17 protein-coding genes and 1 pseudogene are annotated in these 16,927 nt (G+C 68.3%); 10 read left to right on the forward strand and 8 right to left on the reverse strand.

Going from position 1 to position 16,927, the window contains the following annotated elements; genetic code table 11:
• Positions 1-50: 50 nt before the first annotated feature.
• Positions 51-323, forward strand: coding sequence for a hypothetical protein (locus H1A17_RS34300; RefSeq protein ID WP_228543095.1), 273 nt, complete (start codon positions 51-53; stop codon positions 321-323).
• A gap of 169 nt (positions 324-492) precedes the next feature.
• On the opposite strand, the gene H1A17_RS07385 is transcribed toward H1A17_RS34300, so the two are convergent.
• Positions 493-1,020, reverse strand: coding sequence for a DUF6244 family protein (locus H1A17_RS07385; protein WP_145922707.1), 528 nt, complete (start codon positions 1,018-1,020; stop codon positions 493-495).
• Positions 1,021-1,268: 248 nt separating this feature from the next.
• Positions 1,269-2,417, reverse strand: a complete 1,149-nt coding sequence (locus tag H1A17_RS07390; RefSeq protein WP_228543070.1) for a glycosyltransferase family 4 protein — start codon at positions 2,415-2,417, stop codon at positions 1,269-1,271.
• Between the two features lie 306 nt (positions 2,418-2,723).
• Here H1A17_RS07390 and rfbB point away from each other — a divergent pair, with 306 nt between their 5' ends.
• Positions 2,724-3,740: a dTDP-glucose 4,6-dehydratase gene (gene rfbB, locus H1A17_RS07395; RefSeq protein ID WP_145919130.1), complete on the forward strand. Its 1,017-nt coding sequence runs from the start codon at positions 2,724-2,726 to the stop codon at positions 3,738-3,740.
• On the forward strand, positions 3,737-4,591 hold the full coding sequence (locus tag H1A17_RS07400; protein WP_194821469.1) for a sugar nucleotide-binding protein: 855 nt from the start codon (positions 3,737-3,739) through the stop codon (positions 4,589-4,591). The genes rfbB and H1A17_RS07400 overlap by 4 nt, the downstream gene beginning before the upstream one ends.
• 268 nt (positions 4,592-4,859) lie before the next feature.
• Here H1A17_RS07400 and H1A17_RS07405 read toward each other — a convergent pair whose 3' ends face one another.
• Positions 4,860-5,606 (reverse strand): FkbM family methyltransferase, encoded by a 747-nt coding sequence (locus H1A17_RS07405; RefSeq protein ID WP_194821470.1) that lies wholly within the window; start codon positions 5,604-5,606, stop codon positions 4,860-4,862.
• 81 nt (positions 5,607-5,687) lie between these two features.
• The gene (gene queC / locus H1A17_RS07410) at positions 5,688-6,410 is read right to left on the reverse strand and encodes a 7-cyano-7-deazaguanine synthase QueC (RefSeq protein WP_145919133.1); all 723 of its coding nucleotides are present in this window, start codon (positions 6,408-6,410) and stop codon (positions 5,688-5,690) included.
• 264 nt (positions 6,411-6,674) lie between these two features.
• Here queC and H1A17_RS07415 point away from each other — a divergent pair, with 264 nt between their 5' ends.
• The 4 genes from H1A17_RS07415 to H1A17_RS07430 all read left to right on the forward strand — a co-directional run bounded on the left by H1A17_RS07415 (position 6,675) and on the right by H1A17_RS07430 (position 9,631).
• Entirely contained in the window at positions 6,675-7,037 is a 363-nt protein-coding gene (locus tag H1A17_RS07415; protein ID WP_145919134.1) for a 6-carboxytetrahydropterin synthase, read from the forward strand.
• A gap of 154 nt (positions 7,038-7,191) precedes the next feature.
• The gene (locus tag H1A17_RS07420) at positions 7,192-7,800 is read left to right on the forward strand and encodes a 7-carboxy-7-deazaguanine synthase QueE (protein ID WP_370517079.1); all 609 of its coding nucleotides are present in this window, start codon (positions 7,192-7,194) and stop codon (positions 7,798-7,800) included.
• Positions 7,797-8,369: a GTP cyclohydrolase I gene (folE, locus tag H1A17_RS07425; protein ID WP_145919135.1), complete on the forward strand. Its 573-nt coding sequence runs from the start codon at positions 7,797-7,799 to the stop codon at positions 8,367-8,369. The genes H1A17_RS07420 and folE overlap by 4 nt, the downstream gene beginning before the upstream one ends.
• A gap of 23 nt (positions 8,370-8,392) precedes the next feature.
• Complete coding sequence (locus tag H1A17_RS07430) at positions 8,393-9,631, forward strand: glycosyltransferase (RefSeq protein ID WP_168222439.1); 1,239 nt, start codon at positions 8,393-8,395, stop codon at positions 9,629-9,631.
• Between the two features lie 47 nt (positions 9,632-9,678).
• Here the strand turns inward: H1A17_RS07430 and H1A17_RS07435 are convergent, their stop codons facing one another.
• From H1A17_RS07435 to H1A17_RS07445, 3 genes are all read right to left on the reverse strand, one after another.
• A complete protein-coding gene (locus H1A17_RS07435; RefSeq protein WP_309236724.1) occupies positions 9,679-12,570 on the reverse strand; it encodes a LuxR C-terminal-related transcriptional regulator in 2,892 nt (963 codons plus the stop codon).
• A gap of 38 nt (positions 12,571-12,608) precedes the next feature.
• Positions 12,609-13,568, reverse strand: a complete 960-nt coding sequence (locus H1A17_RS07440; protein ID WP_309236721.1) for a class I SAM-dependent methyltransferase — start codon at positions 13,566-13,568, stop codon at positions 12,609-12,611.
• Positions 13,569-13,659: 91 nt separating this feature from the next.
• Complete coding sequence (locus H1A17_RS07445; RefSeq protein ID WP_194821472.1) at positions 13,660-14,118, reverse strand: hypothetical protein; 459 nt, start codon at positions 14,116-14,118, stop codon at positions 13,660-13,662.
• Between the two features lie 150 nt (positions 14,119-14,268).
• Here H1A17_RS07445 and H1A17_RS07450 point away from each other — a divergent pair, with 150 nt between their 5' ends.
• Positions 14,269-14,490 carry a hypothetical protein gene (locus H1A17_RS07450; RefSeq protein WP_228543071.1) on the forward strand — a complete coding sequence of 74 codons (222 nt, stop codon included), beginning with the start codon at positions 14,269-14,271 and terminating at the stop codon, positions 14,488-14,490.
• 818 nt (positions 14,491-15,308) lie between these two features.
• Here the strand turns inward: H1A17_RS07450 and H1A17_RS07455 are convergent.
• Positions 15,309-15,890 carry a TetR/AcrR family transcriptional regulator gene (locus H1A17_RS07455; RefSeq protein WP_145919138.1) on the reverse strand — a complete coding sequence of 194 codons (582 nt, stop codon included), beginning with the start codon at positions 15,888-15,890 and terminating at the stop codon, positions 15,309-15,311.
• Positions 15,891-15,976: 86 nt separating this feature from the next.
• Here H1A17_RS07455 and H1A17_RS07460 point away from each other — a divergent pair, with 86 nt between their 5' ends.
• Positions 15,977-16,723: a siderophore-interacting protein gene (locus H1A17_RS07460; RefSeq protein ID WP_309236722.1), complete on the forward strand. Its 747-nt coding sequence runs from the start codon at positions 15,977-15,979 to the stop codon at positions 16,721-16,723.
• Between the two features lie 92 nt (positions 16,724-16,815).
• Positions 16,816-16,920, forward strand: a pseudogene (locus H1A17_RS35525) (IS5/IS1182 family transposase); the annotation flags it as partial.
• Between the last annotated feature and the right edge of the window lie 7 nt (positions 16,921-16,927).

The raw sequence follows: 16,927 nt of genomic DNA on the forward strand, positions 1-16,927 counted from the left end.
ACCGGTCGAGGACGCGATCCGCGCTCACCCTGCCATTCGGGAGTCTCACCATGATCGAGGAGGCACCGCTGTCGCAGGAACTGCCCGACACCATCGACCGGCACGGCAAGCAACGCGTCGCCCAGATCCGCGACCTGCTCGCCCTGCACGCGGACGTCCGCGTGACCGACCTCCTTGTTCGGATCGCCCGTATCGCCTGTGTGTCGTCGTGCGCCGGCGATCTCCTGTGGCGTGGTGTTCCGGTGGACCCGGTAGCTCTCTCCGGCGACCAGATCGGCGCATTCGTTCCCAAGCTCCAACGGACGCCGCCCCATGTCGTCTGACCGAGCAGGAGTCCTGGTCCTCGGGCCGGTGGGAGAGCCTCCGTGTACGGGCGGGACCAGGGATCACCGCTGCTGCGGCCACCCGACGTGATGTCGCCGACGGCACGAGGTGTGGACGGCGGGTCACGGAGACAGGTAGGGCTGGTCGTCGGCTGACCTCCAGCCCCGGTCAGTTTCCCGCTGATCCCACCCTCTGTGCTTCGGCGATCGCCGCCTCGATGGCCTGTCGTGCGCCGCTGGTGCGGGCGACGACCTGCATCAGGACCTGCTTGATGCCGTCCAGGGCCTGTAGCAGGGGTCCGGGTTGGCCGCCCTGGAGGATCGTGGTGACGAGCTGTTGCGTCTCACCGATCCGGGTGATGGCACCGCCGGCCGCGTCGCGGGCGCCGCCGACGGCGCTCTGCACGGGCGTCAGTGCGGCGATCGTCTCCTGCGGGGTGGCCTGCTGGGGTACGGCGGCGACGGCCTTCGTCGCCTCACCGATCGACCCCCCGAGCCTCCCCAGACCGCCCTGTACATCCGAGAGAGCACTACGCACCCGGGCCACGCCCGCCGCGACCGCGAGGAAGCCGGCGCTCGCGGCCCGCAACGCCACCTCCTGCGCCTGCCGGTCGGCAGCGGCCGTCAACCCCTGCGCCCGCTCGACGCCCGCCATGAGGGCCTTGAGCTCACCGGTGATCTTCTCAATGTGTGACACGTGGGTGACGTCCCCAATCGATGACGGCCAACGGTGCACCTGACGCTACCGAAAGCACTGCGGGCTCACCAGAGACAGCAGCAGACCCGTACACGGTCAGCTGTCGGTCGCCTCGTCGAGCTGCCTGCGCAGATCGGCTGCCTCCTCGCTTCGGCCGAGTCCGCCTCTTCCTCGGGCGTCATGGCTGGGTGCCCCGCATGCCTCGTTGAACCCATCGAGGCGACGGGCTCGCCCGACGAGCGGTCAGCTCACGCAGTGCCCATGGTGATGCGCAGGAACTCCTCTGCGACGGCCGTCGGCGTCTGGGTAGCCACCTGCCGGGGTGCCTGCCGCGACGCCCGATGGTAGGTATCCCGGTCCGCCAGCAGATCCGCCGTCGCACGCCAGAGCCGGGCGGGCCCGCTGTCCAAGTCGATCATCTCAAGAGCCGCGCCGGTCAGCGCGGGAAGATGTCCGAAGCCGCCGACCACATTCACACTCACGATCCGTCCGGCCTCGCCGACCAGCACGGGAAGATGACCGAAGCCGTAACCGACGACCGGCGTACCCATCGACAGCGCCTCGGCCGCGACGTTGCAGAACGTCTCGGGACTGGTGGACGGCACGAGCACCACCGATGCGCCCCCGAGAAACGGCTGCGCGTCGGTCCAGGAAATGGCAGGCAGGATCTCGACACCCGGCAGTGTCGCGGCCAGTTGCCGGCACTCCGCGATCATGTCGCGCTGCATGCCGGGCCACAACTCGAAAGCCGCCTCGCCGAGCACGATCTCCACCTGCCGACCGAAACCCTCCGGATATGCCCGCAACAGGTCCGCCACTCCCTTGGACGGGTCGGCTCGAGCGAGGATCCGAACCGGCCCCGTCTGCCGCAGCTGCTCACGCACGGCGTGGTCGGGAGGGTTGCCCGGACACAACAGCGCGTTGGGCAGGGAGTGCCAGCCGGCGGAGTCGAGACCGGCCCGTGCGGCCTCGTCGATCAGAAAATCGCTGATGGAGATCACGGCGTCGGGCTTGAGCGCCAGACTCTTCGCCATCGGTTCGTCGACGCGGAGGAAGTAGACCATCAGCGCCGTACGGACTCCGGCCGGCGCCGCACCGAGATATCCGAGGCCCACGCCGGCATCGGTCCAGCAGGCGACATCGATGTCGTGTTCGGCCATGAGGCTCAGGACCTCCTGCCGGAGCGGATCCGGGTCGTCCGGCATGACGTTCACGTCGTCGAACACGACCGGGGGCGACAGGGTCAACGTCTTCAGGCGCACTGTGTCCGGCCCGTCCGCGGCGGTCGGCGGACCGGCGGCGATGATGATCGCGCGGTGGCCGAGTTCGCGCAGGCCGTCGGCGAGTGACGCAATCCCGCGCTCCACGCCGGCGGGCTCGTCCGGATTGTGCGTCAACAGGACCAAGGCTACATTCACGGGTTCTCCATAAGTAGAAGGAACTAAGGGGCCGGCCTTGTGACGTCATCGTCGTCGCCGGTCGCCGGGCGGCGCATCACGGGCTCTGACCGAGAGGTCGGCGACGCACCTCCGATAGGACGGCGCTGACAGCGGCACGGAAGTCGCGCCGTACCGGCGGGCCGAGTCTCGGTCGGAGTTGGGGCAACACTTCGGGGGCGGCCGAGATGTGAGTGGCCGCGGCCGGCGACCATGATGGTCGGGACTGGACGGGGAAAATCGCTGTTTCGAGGATGGTGTGCGGCTGTGGACAGAGTTCTGGTCACCGGTGGCGCGGGGTTCATCGGCTCGCATTTCGTTCGGCGCCTACTACGCGACGAGAACATCTCCCGCGTGACCGTGTTGGATGCGCTTACCTACGCCGGCACGTTGTACAATCTGGACGGTGTACTGAATCATCCGCGGCTATCGTTCGTCGAGGGGGACATCCTCGACGGCACTGTGGTCGCTGACCTGGTCGCAACCCACGACGCTGTCGTCCACCTCGCCGCCGAGTCACATGTCGACAGGTCATTCGAAACGACGGAGAAGTTCGTCGCCACCAATGTGCAGGGAACCCGTATGCTGCTCGATGCCGCAGCGCAACTGGGCGTACGGAAGTTCGTGCACGTGTCGACCGACGAGGTGTACGGACCCTTGCCGACCGGGACCGCCTGCGAGAACGATCCGCTCCGGCCGACGAATCCCTACGCCGCGACCAAGGCGGCCAGTGACATGGTCGCGAACTCGTACTTCCACACCTACGGCGTACCGGTGTGCATCACCCGGTCCACGAACAACTACGGCCCGGGTCAGCACCATGAAAAGATCGTCCCTGCCTTCGTGACGAGCCTGCTCGCCGGGGGCCGCGTCGGCATCCACGGCCATGGTGAGCACATCCGGAACTGGCTACACGTCGAGGACAACTGCCGTGGCATCGAACTGGTGCTCCACAAGGGGATCCCGGGCGAGATCTACAACATCGGCGGCGGCACGGGGCTCACCAACAACGAGTTGGCCCGGACCGTCCTGCGCGCCTGCGGCGCAGACTGGAGTTCGGTCGACTACGTTTCCGACCGCAGATCCAACGACATCCGATACTCGGTGGACTGGACCAAGGCCGCCCGGGACCTCGGCTACCGGCCGATCCGGTCGCTCACCGAGGGCCTGGCCGAGACCGTGCAGTGGTACCGCAGGCACCCCGACCGCTGGGTGGCGTCACCGACAGGCTCCGCCCAGGCGGCACAGGACACCACCCCCGACGTGGTGTCACCGGTCCCGTGAACGGCCGTTTGCTGATCACCGGCGGCAGCGGAACGCTCGGCCGACACCTGTTTCGCCGAGCCGTCGCGGCGGGCTGGGACGTGGTCGGCACCTATGTCGCGACACCGACTGAGACCGCCGACCAGCAGCTGGACATCTGCGATCCGGCAGCCATACGAGAACTTCTGCGCCGGATCCGGCCGGACGTGGTCATCCACGCCGCGGCTGCCCGCGACCGAAACGACTGGGTAGCCACCGCCGACGGAGCAGCCAACGTCGCCGTCGCCACCGCTGGTGTTCGACTCGTGCACGTGTCCAGCGATTCGATATTCTCCGGGCGGGCGACCCACTACGCCGAGGACGCCACACCCGATCCGATATACCCGTACGGTGCTGCGAAAGCAGCCGCCGAGACCGCTGTCCGAGCGGTGCACCGCAACGCCGTCGTCGTCCGGACCTCGCTCATTCTGGGCGACGGACGTGGCGACCATGAGCGGTTGACTCACGACCTGGCCGCTGGTCGCATCCATGGCGGACTGTTCACCGACGAAGTCCGCAACGCGGTGCACGTCACCGACCTGGCCGAAGCACTGGTCGAACTGGCCGCCAGCAGCTACCGCGGAATTTTGAACGTAGCGGGCGCAGATGCCGTGAGCCGGTATGAGCTCGGCCTGCTGGTGGCGGCGCGCGACGGCCTCGACCCGGCGACAATCAGGCCGATCCGCAGCGCTAATCCCCAGCGACCGGCCGAGATCCGATTGACCATCCAGCGGGCGCAGACGCTCCTCGGTACCCGGCTGCGAGGCGCCCATGAGTTCCTCGCCGAACCCCTCGACACACGGCCTGCTGTACCCCGGGCACGCCGTGCATGATCGTGCGAAAGCCGCAGGCCGGGCTCGCGTCGCCGGTATTCCCCGCAGCACCCAGGTTCGCGGTACCGGGCCGGACCGCCAGTGTGCCGGCGACCGTCATCGTGGTCCCGTCGATCGTGGTCATCGGCAGGGCCGCCGGCGCTCGGCGTGCTGCGCGGTGGTGACCGCCGGGCCGCGCGGCAGCTCGAACAGCGCCGGCGACAACGCCGGCCCGAGCCGCTACCGGCACCGGTTCCCGTACTCACCTCGGAAAGCCGGTTGCGACGGCTCAGGGAGCATGGCGTACCGCAGCGACCAGGAATGTGCGGATCTCGGGTGGGATCAGGGGTGACGGCTCGACGGCCACGGTGAAGTCGTGCGCCTCGAGCAGGGCGGTGACGGCGGCCAGTCGACCATCGAGGTCCTGGACCTCCAGGAGGAACTGGTCGATGAGTGCCCAATGGTGACGATCGATCCCGTGGAGGACGTCGAGTTCGGCACCTTCGACATCGATCTTCACCAGGCCGACGTGTTCGTCGGGGGAGAGGTAGTCGGATAGGCGGTCGACCTGCACGGACACCGGCTCAGCGCGGTAGTGGCTCCGAATGAACTCCTCGGGAGCTTCGTGGGAGAGGACTGCGATCTGCAGCTCCTTGTCAGCCGGATAGCGGGTGGAGTTGCCCGGCGCCAACGGGTAGTACTCGAACACGGCTCGTTCCTGTTGGGTGCCGAGTGCCCTCTGGTGCACTGACACCGCCCCGAGCTGCTGTTCCTCGATGTTCCGGCGCAACGCCTGCACCAGTTGCGGCATCGGCTCGAATGCGCGTACCCGCGCGTCAGGGAACTTGCGCTTCAGGAAGAGGGTGAAAAGCCCGATGTTGGCGCCGACGTCGATGACGATCCCGTCGGGCTCGATCTGGACGCCGTCGTAGCATCGATGGGAGAAGATCTCGTCGTACTGCCAGCGGGCTTCGGCTTCGTACGGCGCCCATACGGTCAGGCGGTCATCGAGAGTGAATGGGCGAAGCTCGGTCACCATACCTCCAGGTCACGCGTCCGGCCCGACGACAGGGGGACGCCTCGATGAACAGGTGCAGCACCGGCGTGACGTGTGTGGTCACCGTCCCGGGTGGGCGAACTGCGTGACATCGTCGAGATAGTGGGTCGGATCCGGCACGCCAGCCTCACGGAACGCTTCCCGGCGCTCGTAGCACGTTCCGCACGTCCCGCAGTGCTGGTCGCCGCCCTTGTAACAGGACCAGCTCAACGACAGTGGGGCACCCAGCCGGGTGCCGTGTGCCGCGATCTCCGCCTTGGTCCAGGTCATGAACGGCACCTCTACCCGCGGAGTGGGGAATCCCTCGTTGGCGACGGTCACCAGTTCGCGAAGGGCCGTGACGAAGGCGGGACGGCAGTCCGGGTACACGAAGTGGTCGCCGGAGTGCATGCCGAGCGCCACCACGCCGACGCGGTGGGCGACGCCGACGGCGACCGCGACGTTGGCCAGGATCGCGTTGCGGTTCGGCACGACCGTGGCGCGCATGGACGCCTCCGCGTAATGACCGTCCGGAACGGTCACGGTGTCATCGGTCAGCGCCGATCCAGGGAGCAGCCCGCCCAGACCGCTGAGGTCGACCACTTGGTGCACTGCACCGTAGTGATCGGCGATCGCCCGAGCCGAGTCGATCTCGCGGCGATGCCGTTGACCGTAATCCACGGTGACAGCGATCAGGCTGAATCGCAGTGCTGAGTAGTACGCCATGAGAGTGGTGGAGTCCATTCCTCCGGAAAGGACTATGAGGGCGGAGGAAGAGCCCGATCGATTCTCGTCGTGGGTCATCGGATACCTCCAGGTGCGTCGACACGAACAGGTGCAGTCGGCCCGAAAGTGCGGGGCCCGAACGGTGCTGTGCTGCATCACTGTCGTCCGGGCCGGGTCGGCACGCATCACGGCGGACGACCGAAGTTTCCGAGCCGAGCCACCGAAGCGGCCGAGCCGCCAGCGCCCCGTCGCGTTCTACGGTCGGCCGACCTGAACCTCTCGGTCAACGCCGTGATGCAACGGGACGCCGGGGTCGGCCATTGTTGGCGCAGGAGGTTCGACATGACATTCCGCATCAGCAAAGAGTTCCACTTCTCGGCGAGTCACTCGCTCGCCGGCCTGGCGGCAGAGCACCCGTGCAGTCGCATGCACGGACACAATTACATCGTGGAATTGGAGCTGACCGCTGACCGGGACGCCTTGAGCGACGTCGGCTTCGTCCGTGACTACGGCGACCTGGCCCCCTTCTCCCGATGGCTGGATCAGGAGGTCGACCACCGTCACCTGAACGACGTGGTGGACCGGAACCCGTCGGCCGAGAATCTGTCCCGCTGGATTTACGACAAGTGGCACGAGCGCTATCCGGAGTTGTCCTCGGTTCGGGTGTCCGAGACGCCCAAAACCTGGGCGGAGTACCGCCCGTGAAAGCCCGTGTGGACGAGAACCGGGAGGCAGGTGATGCCGTGGTGGAGCCGATACTCGTCGTGAACGAGATTTTCGGCCCCACCTGAGCGCCGTTCAAGGCGAGGGCCCGTCGTCAGGCCGACGGTGCGCCTTCGTCCGACTGGGCGGCTGCAACCTGTCGTGTCACTGGTGCGACACGCCGTACACCTGGGACTGGACCGGTGCCGCCGACACGGGAACGGCCTACGATCCGCGGGTCGAACTGCACCGGATGCCGTGGCGCACCGTGTACGACCGGTTGGCGGCGATGGATGTGCCGCTGGTGGTCATCTCAGGCGGCGAACCGCTCAATCAACAGGCCCGCCTGCGACCGTTGATCGCGGCGTTGACGGCGGACGGCCACCGCCTGGAGATCGAGACGAACGGCACCGTGACCCCGGCCGCCGCGCTGGTCGACCTCGGTGTCCGGTTCAACGTCTCCCCCAAACTGGCCCACGCAGGCGACCGGGAATCGCGCCGGCTGCGGCCGGAGGCGCTGGCCGCGCTGGCCGCCGTTCCCGGAACCGCCTTCAAGTTTGTCTGCCGCTCGGTCAGTGACCTCGACGAGGTGGCGACCGTGGTGGCAGCCTACGGAACCCGACCCGTGTGGATCATGCCGGAGGGACGGACGGCGGACGACGTTGCGCGGGGGCTGCAAGAACTCGGCGACGAAGTGGTCGCCCGAGGCTGGAATCTGACGACTCGGCTGCACATCGCCGTATGGGGCGAACGGAGAGGGAAATGACAACCACGGAGAGGGAATCCGGCGCCCAGGACCCGCTGGAGCACATTGCCCGGCAGTTGCTGATCGAGATCGGAGAGGACCCGGACCGCGACGGCCTCAAGGAGACACCGGCGCGCTTCGCTCGCTGGTGGCGGGAGTTCAGCAGCTACCAGGCCGGCGACGTGGACACCCGCTTCCCGTTGCGGACCGACGGACAAATCATCATGGTCTCGGACATCAAGGTGTGGTCGCTGTGTGAACACCACCTGCTGCCGTTCTCGTGCTCGCTGACCATCGCCTACCGGCCCGACGGCGACGTGCTGGGCCTGTCGAAGTTCGCGCGCATCGCGCACCGCCACGCCCACCGACTACAGGTGCAGGAACGCCTCGTGCAGGACATCGCCACCGAAATCACCGCGATCACCGGTTCCGTCGACATCGCCGTGATCGGTCACGGCGAGCACCTGTGCATGAGCATGCGGGGGGTGCGCACCACCGCCCAGATGACATCCTCGGTGTTCCGAGGCATCTTCCAGGAACACGGCCCGGCCCGGCAGGAACTGGTGGCCTCCGTCTTCCCGCGGCGCTGAACCCCGCCCGGAACGGAGCACAGGTGAACATCGCCGGACCATGGATCTCAGTCGTCATCCCGACGTACAACCGGGCGGACCTGCTCCGGGGAACTTTGGAAGCGTTGACCGCCCAACGGATGCCGGCGGGCACCGTTGAGGTCATCGTCGCCGATGACGGTTCCTCCGACGACACCCGCGACGTCGTACACACCTTCGCCCACAGGCTTCACCTGCGGTACCACTTCCAGCCGGACCGGGGATTCCGGGCCGCGGCGGCACGCAACCGAGGTGCCCGGCTGGCGTCGGCACCGGTGCTCGTCTTCGCGGACAGCGGCATCCTGCCCGGCCCGGACTTCCTGTCCTCCCACCTTGAAGCCCACGCCACGGGGCCCACCGCAGTCATCGGATACACCTTCGGCTACCGGCCGGGCGACCCGACGCCCGGCCTCGCCACCGCCCTGCGGACCACACCGGTGGCGGAAGTGGTCCGACGCTACGGCGACGCGGCGACGTTCCACGACATCCGGCATCGAGCGTTCGAACGCTTCGCGTTCGACCTGGACCGCACCACCGTGCCCTGGCAGTGGTTCTGGTCGCTGAACTGCTCGGTGCCGGCAGACGCGTTCCGGGCCGTCGGCGGATTCGACGAGAGCTTCCGCAGCTGGGGTGGCGAGGATCTGGAACTGGGGTTCCGGCTCTTCCGGCACGGCCTACGGTTCCAGATCAACCAGGACGCGTGGGCGGTCGACGTGCCACACCCGAGATCCGCCGACCTCGATCAGGCCAGCAACCTGACGAACCTGATGACGTTCCTACAGCGTCACCCTGAACCAGTGGTTGAACTCCTGTTCAGCTGGTTCAGCCGGGAACAGCCCGGCTTCCAGATCAACCACCAATGGAACGTCGAGGACGAGTACCGGGCCCTGAACGCGGCGACCGTCGAAGCCCGGAGACGATCGGTCGTCGATGAACTCGACCACGAGGCCGCCATGCTGGGGGACGCCACACGCGTCGCGGTACTGGGTTGCGGCCCGGAGATACCGGACCGGCTCGCCGACGCCGCCCTCTTCGACTTCGACCCACAGGTGGTCGACGCCCTGGCCGGCCGGGGTCGCCGCGTCGGCCATGCCGTCGGACTCCACACACTGCTGCCGGACAAGGCCGTGGACCTGGTGATCGTCACATCACGGTTGAGTGGTCCGTGCGAACGCTGGCACCGCGAAATCCACGCCGAAGCACACCGCATCGGCCACACGGTCCGGACCCACACGCCCGGATGACGCTGCGGCGAGGGCCGCCGGGCCACAACGGCCCGGCGGCCAGCTCGTCAGCTCGACGGGCGACCACGCGCCGGCAGACCATCGGCCAGCAGCGGCCAGAACGCCGGGTCCCGAAACAACTGCGGTAGGTCGATACGCCCGGTGATACCGAGCTTGCGGTATGCGCTCGACAGATGCAGCTCGACCGTCCGCCGAGTGATGTGCCGCGTCTGAGCGATCCCATTGTTGGTGGCACCCCGGATCGCGTCGATGAGAATCTGCCGCTCCCGACGGGTCAGAGTGAGCACACCTCGCAGGGACATCTGCCGTGGTGCCCGCTCATGCGCGACGAGCAGCTGTCGGCGCGACCGCAACGCCAAGGCGCCGGCGGCGCACCGGTCGGCGATATCCACCGCCTGCGTAAGAGCGGCGATCGCCTCCTGACGGGGCAGCGATCCGCTCGGCGCCGAACCCAGATCGGCGAGCGCATGTGCCGCGTCCAGGCTTTCCTCCTTACTCAGCAGAGCCACCGCCTCGCGCAGCAGACGATGCTTCTCCGCCGTCCCGCTGGCACACGCCTGGGCCCGCAACGCCCGGCCGCGCTCCAGCGGCGACCCGACCGCGTCGGCGAACCTGAGCTGGGCACAGGCTACCCGTACGGCCTGCCGTCGACGCCCCACCGCCACCAGCAGGTCGGCACCGTACCGGCGCCACATGAGACTCCCCGGCAGCCGAATACCCGCCTGGTACGCGCGGGCTCGCAGGTCGGCGAGGTCCCGGCGGGCTCCGGTAAGGTCACCGTCACCGGCCCGCATCCGGGCCCGGGCCAGCAGCAACTCACAGTAGTGCCAACCGGGCGGCAACTCGTCGACCAGCCGGTAGCGACGCAGCAGAGCACGCGCGTCGTCCAGCTCACCGCGGCTGACGTGTACGTCGGCGAGCAGACCCACCAGGATCACGGTGATCGGATCATGCGACGCATCCGGCCCCTCTCCCTGCTCCCACAGCGCGTCGTTGAGACAACTACCGGCCTCGTCCAAGTCTCCGACGGCCAGCGCGATCCGGCCCCGGACCGAGGCCAACCACCCCTTCGGTGACGACTGGCCCTCGGACTCCGACCGGTCGAACCGGTCAAGCCAGGAGATCGCCTCGTGATGATCGCCGGCGTCCGCAAGCACCGCCAACGCCGCGGTCCGTGCCAGCGGGTGAAGTTCCAACCCCGCCCCGTCCTGCCCCAATGCCTGCCGGGCCTCCCGCACCGCCGCCCGCGGGTCCGAATCGACGAGATAGCGCAGGAAAGCATCCAAAGCAGACCACGCGGTCTGCACGGGCCGCCGGTCGGCGTCGTCGCCCTCAAGCACCGCCATCGCATCCCGTGGACCCAGCAGCCCCTGAATCCGCCGGCGCACCTGCACCGGACGGCCAAGGAAAGGCCGGTGCAACTTCCGGTACCCCTCGGCCCAGCCCTCGAACACCGTCCCGCGGACACTCGTAGCGATCCGGTCGAGCAGGTCGTGCTGGTGTGCGCCCAACTCCATCTCGTACAGGGCACGGCCGATCTGCCCAAGCATCCCCGCCACCACGGCGCGGTCGTTGTCCTCCGACAGCACCGCGGCAGCCGCGCGCAGCCCGCTCTCCGGATCCCGCCGGATCTCGAGACGAGCGAGCCGGAGCATGGCCTCCCGGTGCTGCGTACCGGTGGCGACGCGGGCCGCCAGTTCCAGACAGCGTCCTTCGACGCCGTCCGCGCCGGTCTCCCGGGCATGATCGGCGGCCTGCAGGAGGACCTGAGCCGGCCACGACCCGCTCGGCGCAACCGTCGAGGCAGTCAGGTGTGACGCGATGCGATCCGCCGGAGCGTTCAGGACGAACAGGTACTCGGCGATGCCGAGGTGCGTCGCACTACGGGCCATCGCCGTCATCGACGCCGCGATCGCGGTACCCAGGGCCGGGTGCCGCAGCGGAAGACTCTCGGCGTCCCCGATCAACCTCATGCGGATCAGCAGGTCCAGAGCGGTCAGCACCTCATGGACGTCGAGGCCGGTGAGGTGGGCGACCAGCGCCGCATCGACACCGCCGTGGCCCTGGGCCACCGCGATGATCTCCACGATCCGCATCAGCGCGGTCCCCAGCCGGTTCAACCGCCCGCGCACCAGCCGCAGGGCGTCGTGCAGTACCACCTCGTCGACCCTGTGCGGCAAGCCGGAGCCGGCGGAGCGGCTGCGCAGGACCTGGGCGAGTTCCCCGATCATGTACGGACTGCCGCCGCACCACCGGTGGACCTCGGCGACGAAGCGTCCGGGCGGCCGGGACGGCAACAGGGCGCACAACAGGTCGCCGGTCTCCGCCTCGGTCAGCCCGTCGAGTTCCAACCAGGTCGCGTCGGTCAACATCTCCGCCAACTGCTCGGGCGCGGTGGGCGGCTCGCCGGCACGGACCGACACCAGCAGAAGGATCGGTAATCGCGCGCACGCCTCCAACACCTGCCGCAGCCACTGGAGCGCCGGACGGCCGGCATACGTGATGTCGTCCACCGCGACGACCAGCGGCCCCCGCCCAGCCAACGCGGCGACAGCCGCCCGTGCCACGGACACCTGCCGGTCGCGGTCTGCCCAGTCGTCTGTTCCGGTGGGTTGCCATCCCAACAGGGGTGGCCGCGTCCGGCAGGTCGACCGCCGCGCATCGGATACCGGTGAAACCTCTTCGGCGAGGCCCCGGAGAAGGTCAGTGACCAGCGCGGTCGGCACCTGACGGTCCGCCAGCCGGCAGCGGACGCGGACAGCGAACCCGCCTTCCCGGCGGCAGGATCCCACGAACTCGTCGAGCAACGCGCTGCGGCCCACTCCGGGTTCGCCGGTGACCGCGACGCGGACGAGCCCCGCATCGGCACTCACCACCCTTGCCTGCCTCAGCGCCCGCAAGTGGGCCAGTCGCCCCACCAACCGGGGTGGATTGTCCACGGGCCACAAGCCGCTTTCTCCAGTTTCTGGATCGGCGGTCAAGCGGACTCCCCAGGCCGGGCGACGAGGACCAGCCCTTGATCCCCTATGGCATGGGGTCGTCGGGCGAAATGGCGGCCGAGGGCCGGCACGAGAGCCTCCCGCATGTCAGCGGCACGCGGATGCCCGTCGTACCAGAAATCCACCAGCAGGTCCGCGGCGGAGCGGATCCGCTCCGCCAGACTCGGTTCCGTGAAGTGCAGGGCGGCTTCGGTGCGGCTCAGGGAGAACCGGCCGAAACCATGCTCGGAGAGCGTCTGGGCCGCGGTCGCCAGCAGATAGCCCTGGTGATCGTGGGATTCCCCGGCGATCGGCACGCAGACCTCGTTGAGGAGGGCCACCAGCTCGTTGTCCGGGGATCCGCCGATGAGCACCACCTTGGCCTCGCCATGCGTGGGGTCGCACACCCGGGCGATCTCCCGCACAGCCTTGACCGGATCGTCGACGTAGGGCAGAACCCAGGCGGAAAACACCGCGTCGAAGCTGCCGTCCGTAAACGGCAACGCCTCCGCCCGTCCGGGATGGACCTCCAGTTCACCCACGTCGGTGCCGCCCACGCCCAGTCGCAGCCGCTCGACACGGTTGACGTGCGGCTCGACGGTGACGCATCGACCGAGGTCGCCTGCAACGGCACGGGTGATCTCCCCAGTACCACCGCCCACGTCGAGGACCTGACGGTTACCCGTCAGGGCCGCTCGGACGACGGCCATCTCCTCCCGGCGCTCCAGCCGATCGACAAAGTTCTGCCAGCCTCCGGCGCTCAACCGATGCGGTCCCCGATAGCGCTGCGGTGCCCGGTCCAGGGGGCCACACCAGGGGTGTGTCCGAACCTCGGCCGCGCTGAGGGTGACCGCTGCCGCACGCGCCCCCTGCTGAACAATCATGATCTTCTCCTCACGCGATCCGGAACCTCCGGCTTCGGCCGCGCACCCACTGACCGCCGAGATCGGTACCTTCACACAGCCTCCTCAGATGGCGGTGTCGAGTCTTTCGATCAAGCCGGCGAGAGACATCTGTCAATTGACGTACTCTCCCGGTGGCTCGGCGGCCTCACGCCGCCTGACGATCTCCACCGGCATCGACTTCCCACACGCCCCCCAGGCCACCCAGTCCCGCCGCCGCAGACGCCGCCTCGACCAGCCGAAACGCTTCACCACCGAGACCGTCTAGGCCATCACCGACCTCCGCATCCACCAGGCGAGACCAGCGCGACCGGCCGGCTGGATCCGTAGCCACCGGCCGAGCGGGAACAAGGTCCACTGGATCCACGACGTCACCTACGACGACGACCGGTCCCAGATCCGCACCGGCACCGGACCCGAAGTCATGGCCGCCCTCCGCGACGCCGCCATCGGCGCCCCACGCCTGACCGGAGTCACCGACATCGGCGCCGCCAACCGACATCACGCCCGCGACAGCAACCGACCACTGGCACCACTCGGCATCACCTAACGACTTCGCCGGAGCCTCGGGATACGCCCGATGACGCAGATCCAGTCGCGGGTCCACTCACTGATGCCCTGCGGGGGTGCGCTCTGATCCCATAGTTGTCGGGGCGGGCCGTTCTATCGGAAGCGGCCGGTCGACACCGGCTGCTTCCGGTGGCGCAGCGGATCGCCGACATCGCCGAGCAGACCCCGCACGGGCAACGGCGCTTCGGTGTTCGAGTACGTGCAGGACCTGCCACAAGCGTTCGCGATCCCCATCCAGTGGGTCGTCCAGTACCCGGGGATGCCGCTGGATCAGCTCAAGGCCGGACTCGGCTCGTTCCATCCCCCTCAGGGCTGTACCCGGCTGCGCAACCATCCCAATCTGCTGAGCATCTGCGAGAAGGTCACGGCCGACTCACCGATCCGCGAGATGACCGTGCACGGTCACTAGCGGCATCCCCGGGACTGTTCGTTCAAGCAGTCGCTCATCACCCCTGGAAGGATCGCAGCATTCCTGCGGCACGCGGCCCATCCAGCGACGCAGCAGCTGTTTGGCGCGACTCCCGGCTCTCGGAGCAGGTCCAGGTGGCCGTGCGGCTCAGGGGCCGGGCCCGGAGGATCCTGCGTCGGTAAGTCGACCGGATCGACTTACCGACTGTGGCGACGCGAGTGATCCTCATGATTGGTGCATCGCTCCTGCCATCATTGCCGGGTGGTCACCGCTGGCGTGTCGTCCTGAAGCAGCCGACCTGTAAGCGGCGAAACCTCGACCTGGCGAGACCGGAAGCGGCATCGTGAAAGCAATGTCCTAGGACGCTCTGGAGGGTGTGCTGCATCAGCCTCCTGGCCTGCACCATCGGGGGGCTGGCAGTTGGTACCAACGGAACAGGGCTGGGATGGGCCTCGGTCGCGCAGGTCGCTGGCAATGATCCGTTCGGCCGGGTTGACTCCGGGTGCCGCGCACGGCCCCCGCGCCGCGGGGGCATTCGCAATTTCGGGGCACGGTCACGGGAGTGCCGTATGGAGACCTGAAGGGACCTCGGCATTGCCCGGTGCTGTTTACGATTGAGGCCTACCGCCTGCGGACGACACCGCCGAGGGTGCGGTGAGCGGTCAAGCGGAATTGAGCTTGGCCGCGCTGCCGTCACCCCTTCGCCGCTTTGGGTGTGTTACCCGTGTCATCACTTATCGGGCACACATCCTTGTTGAGATCGCGGCACTGAGCCTCTTCGCCGGTGGTGAACTCGCCCTCCGCGAGGACTCGCTAGGTCACAGGCCGTCCAGCAGCACCTTGATGACCTCCATCAGCTGCTCGCGCAGCTGGTCGGCCGGCATGTCCTGATAGTGGTCCGACAGCATCACCAGGGGGCCGAAGATCGCGCCCAGGGTGCTGCCGAGCCGGACCCTGACCTGCGGGTCGAGCGCCGGGTCGGCGAAGAGCGCCGACAGCTTCGTGTTCTGCGCCGACAACCGGGCGCCGACCTCGGGGTCGTTGGCGAACAGCGCGTGGAAGACGTCCTCGTTGCGTTCCAGGACCACGAGCATCTGCCGGTGCCGCAGGGCGATGTCGATTATCTGCGGCAGGGCCCGCTGCCAGGCGCCCGGGTCGGTGCCGGCCACCACCAGCCGGTCGGACGCCTCGGTGAGTACGTCGAGGGCCCGGCCGATGACCGTGCGGGCGATGTCGTCCTTGGCGTGGAAGTGGTGGTACACCGCCGCTTTGCTGACGCCGAGCCGCTCCGCGATGTGCCGCAGCGACGTGCCCTGATAGCCCTGGCGGGCGAACAGCTCGACGGCGACGTCCACGATGCGCTCCCGCATCGGCTCGGCAGTGGGGCTGGCGGAGGTCACCGCCACAGGGTATAACTTGCCGATCGGCAAGTCTTGCCTTGTCGATCGGCAAGGAACAGCCTGGACTCCGATGGTGAGGACCGATTGTGAAGAGTCGTCTGCTCGACCGCCTGCTGGTCGCCGCCCAGGTTCACGGGGTCGAGCCGCTGGGTCCCCGCCTACGGCTGGTGACGCTGACCGGGCCCGATCTCGCGGGTCTCGACTGGCTGCCCGGCCAGCACGTACGCCTGCAGCTCGCCCCGGGGCCGGCCGCCGTCGACTGGCTGGTCGGCACGCTGCGCACCTACACGGTGTGGAGCTACCAGGACCAGACCATGGAACTGGTCGTCTTCGACCACGGGGACGGCCCCGGCGCGCAGTGGGCACGCACCACCCGGCCCGGCGACGAGCTGATGCTGATGAAACCGCAGGGCACCTTCGTCACCGCCCCGGCCCCGTACCACCTCTTCGCCGGGGAGGAAACCGCACAGGCCGCCTACGGTCCGATGCTGCGCGCACTGCCGGCCGACGCCCGGGTCTTTGGCCGGTTCGAGATCGACTCCCCGGACGAGCGCCTGAACCTGACCGACTCCCACAACGAGCGCCTGGACCCAAAGACGCTCAGGGACTTGGAGTGGAGCTACCGCCGGGGCCGGTCCGCGGCTTCCTCCGAGACACTGGTCGAGGCCGTCCGCGGACTGGAGCTACCCGCCGAGCCCGGCCGCGCCTACCTGGCCGGAGAAGCCCGGACGATCCAGCTGATCCGCCGCCACCTGGTCAAGGAGCGGAACTGGCCGCGCCGCAACGTGATCACCAAGCCGTTCTGGACCCCCGGCCGCAAGGGGATGGACTAACCCATCGTTCCTTGAACCCCGCATGTGAGTTCTAGGCGTTAGATGCTTCCGGTGGGGGGTCTGCCCCAGATCCAGGGTCGCCGCCGAGATCACGAGGGATCGACGTGGAGCAGGTCAAGCGCACCGACACCACGGCCGGGTTCGTGCCGGTGAAGCGGCGGTGGGTGGTGGAGCAGACCAACGGCGCGCTCATGCTGCTGGCAA

The organism is Micromonospora sp. S-DT3-3-22, assembly GCF_015354745.1.
GTDB classification, from domain to species: Bacteria; Actinomycetota; Actinomycetes; order Mycobacteriales; family Micromonosporaceae; genus Micromonospora; species Micromonospora wenchangensis.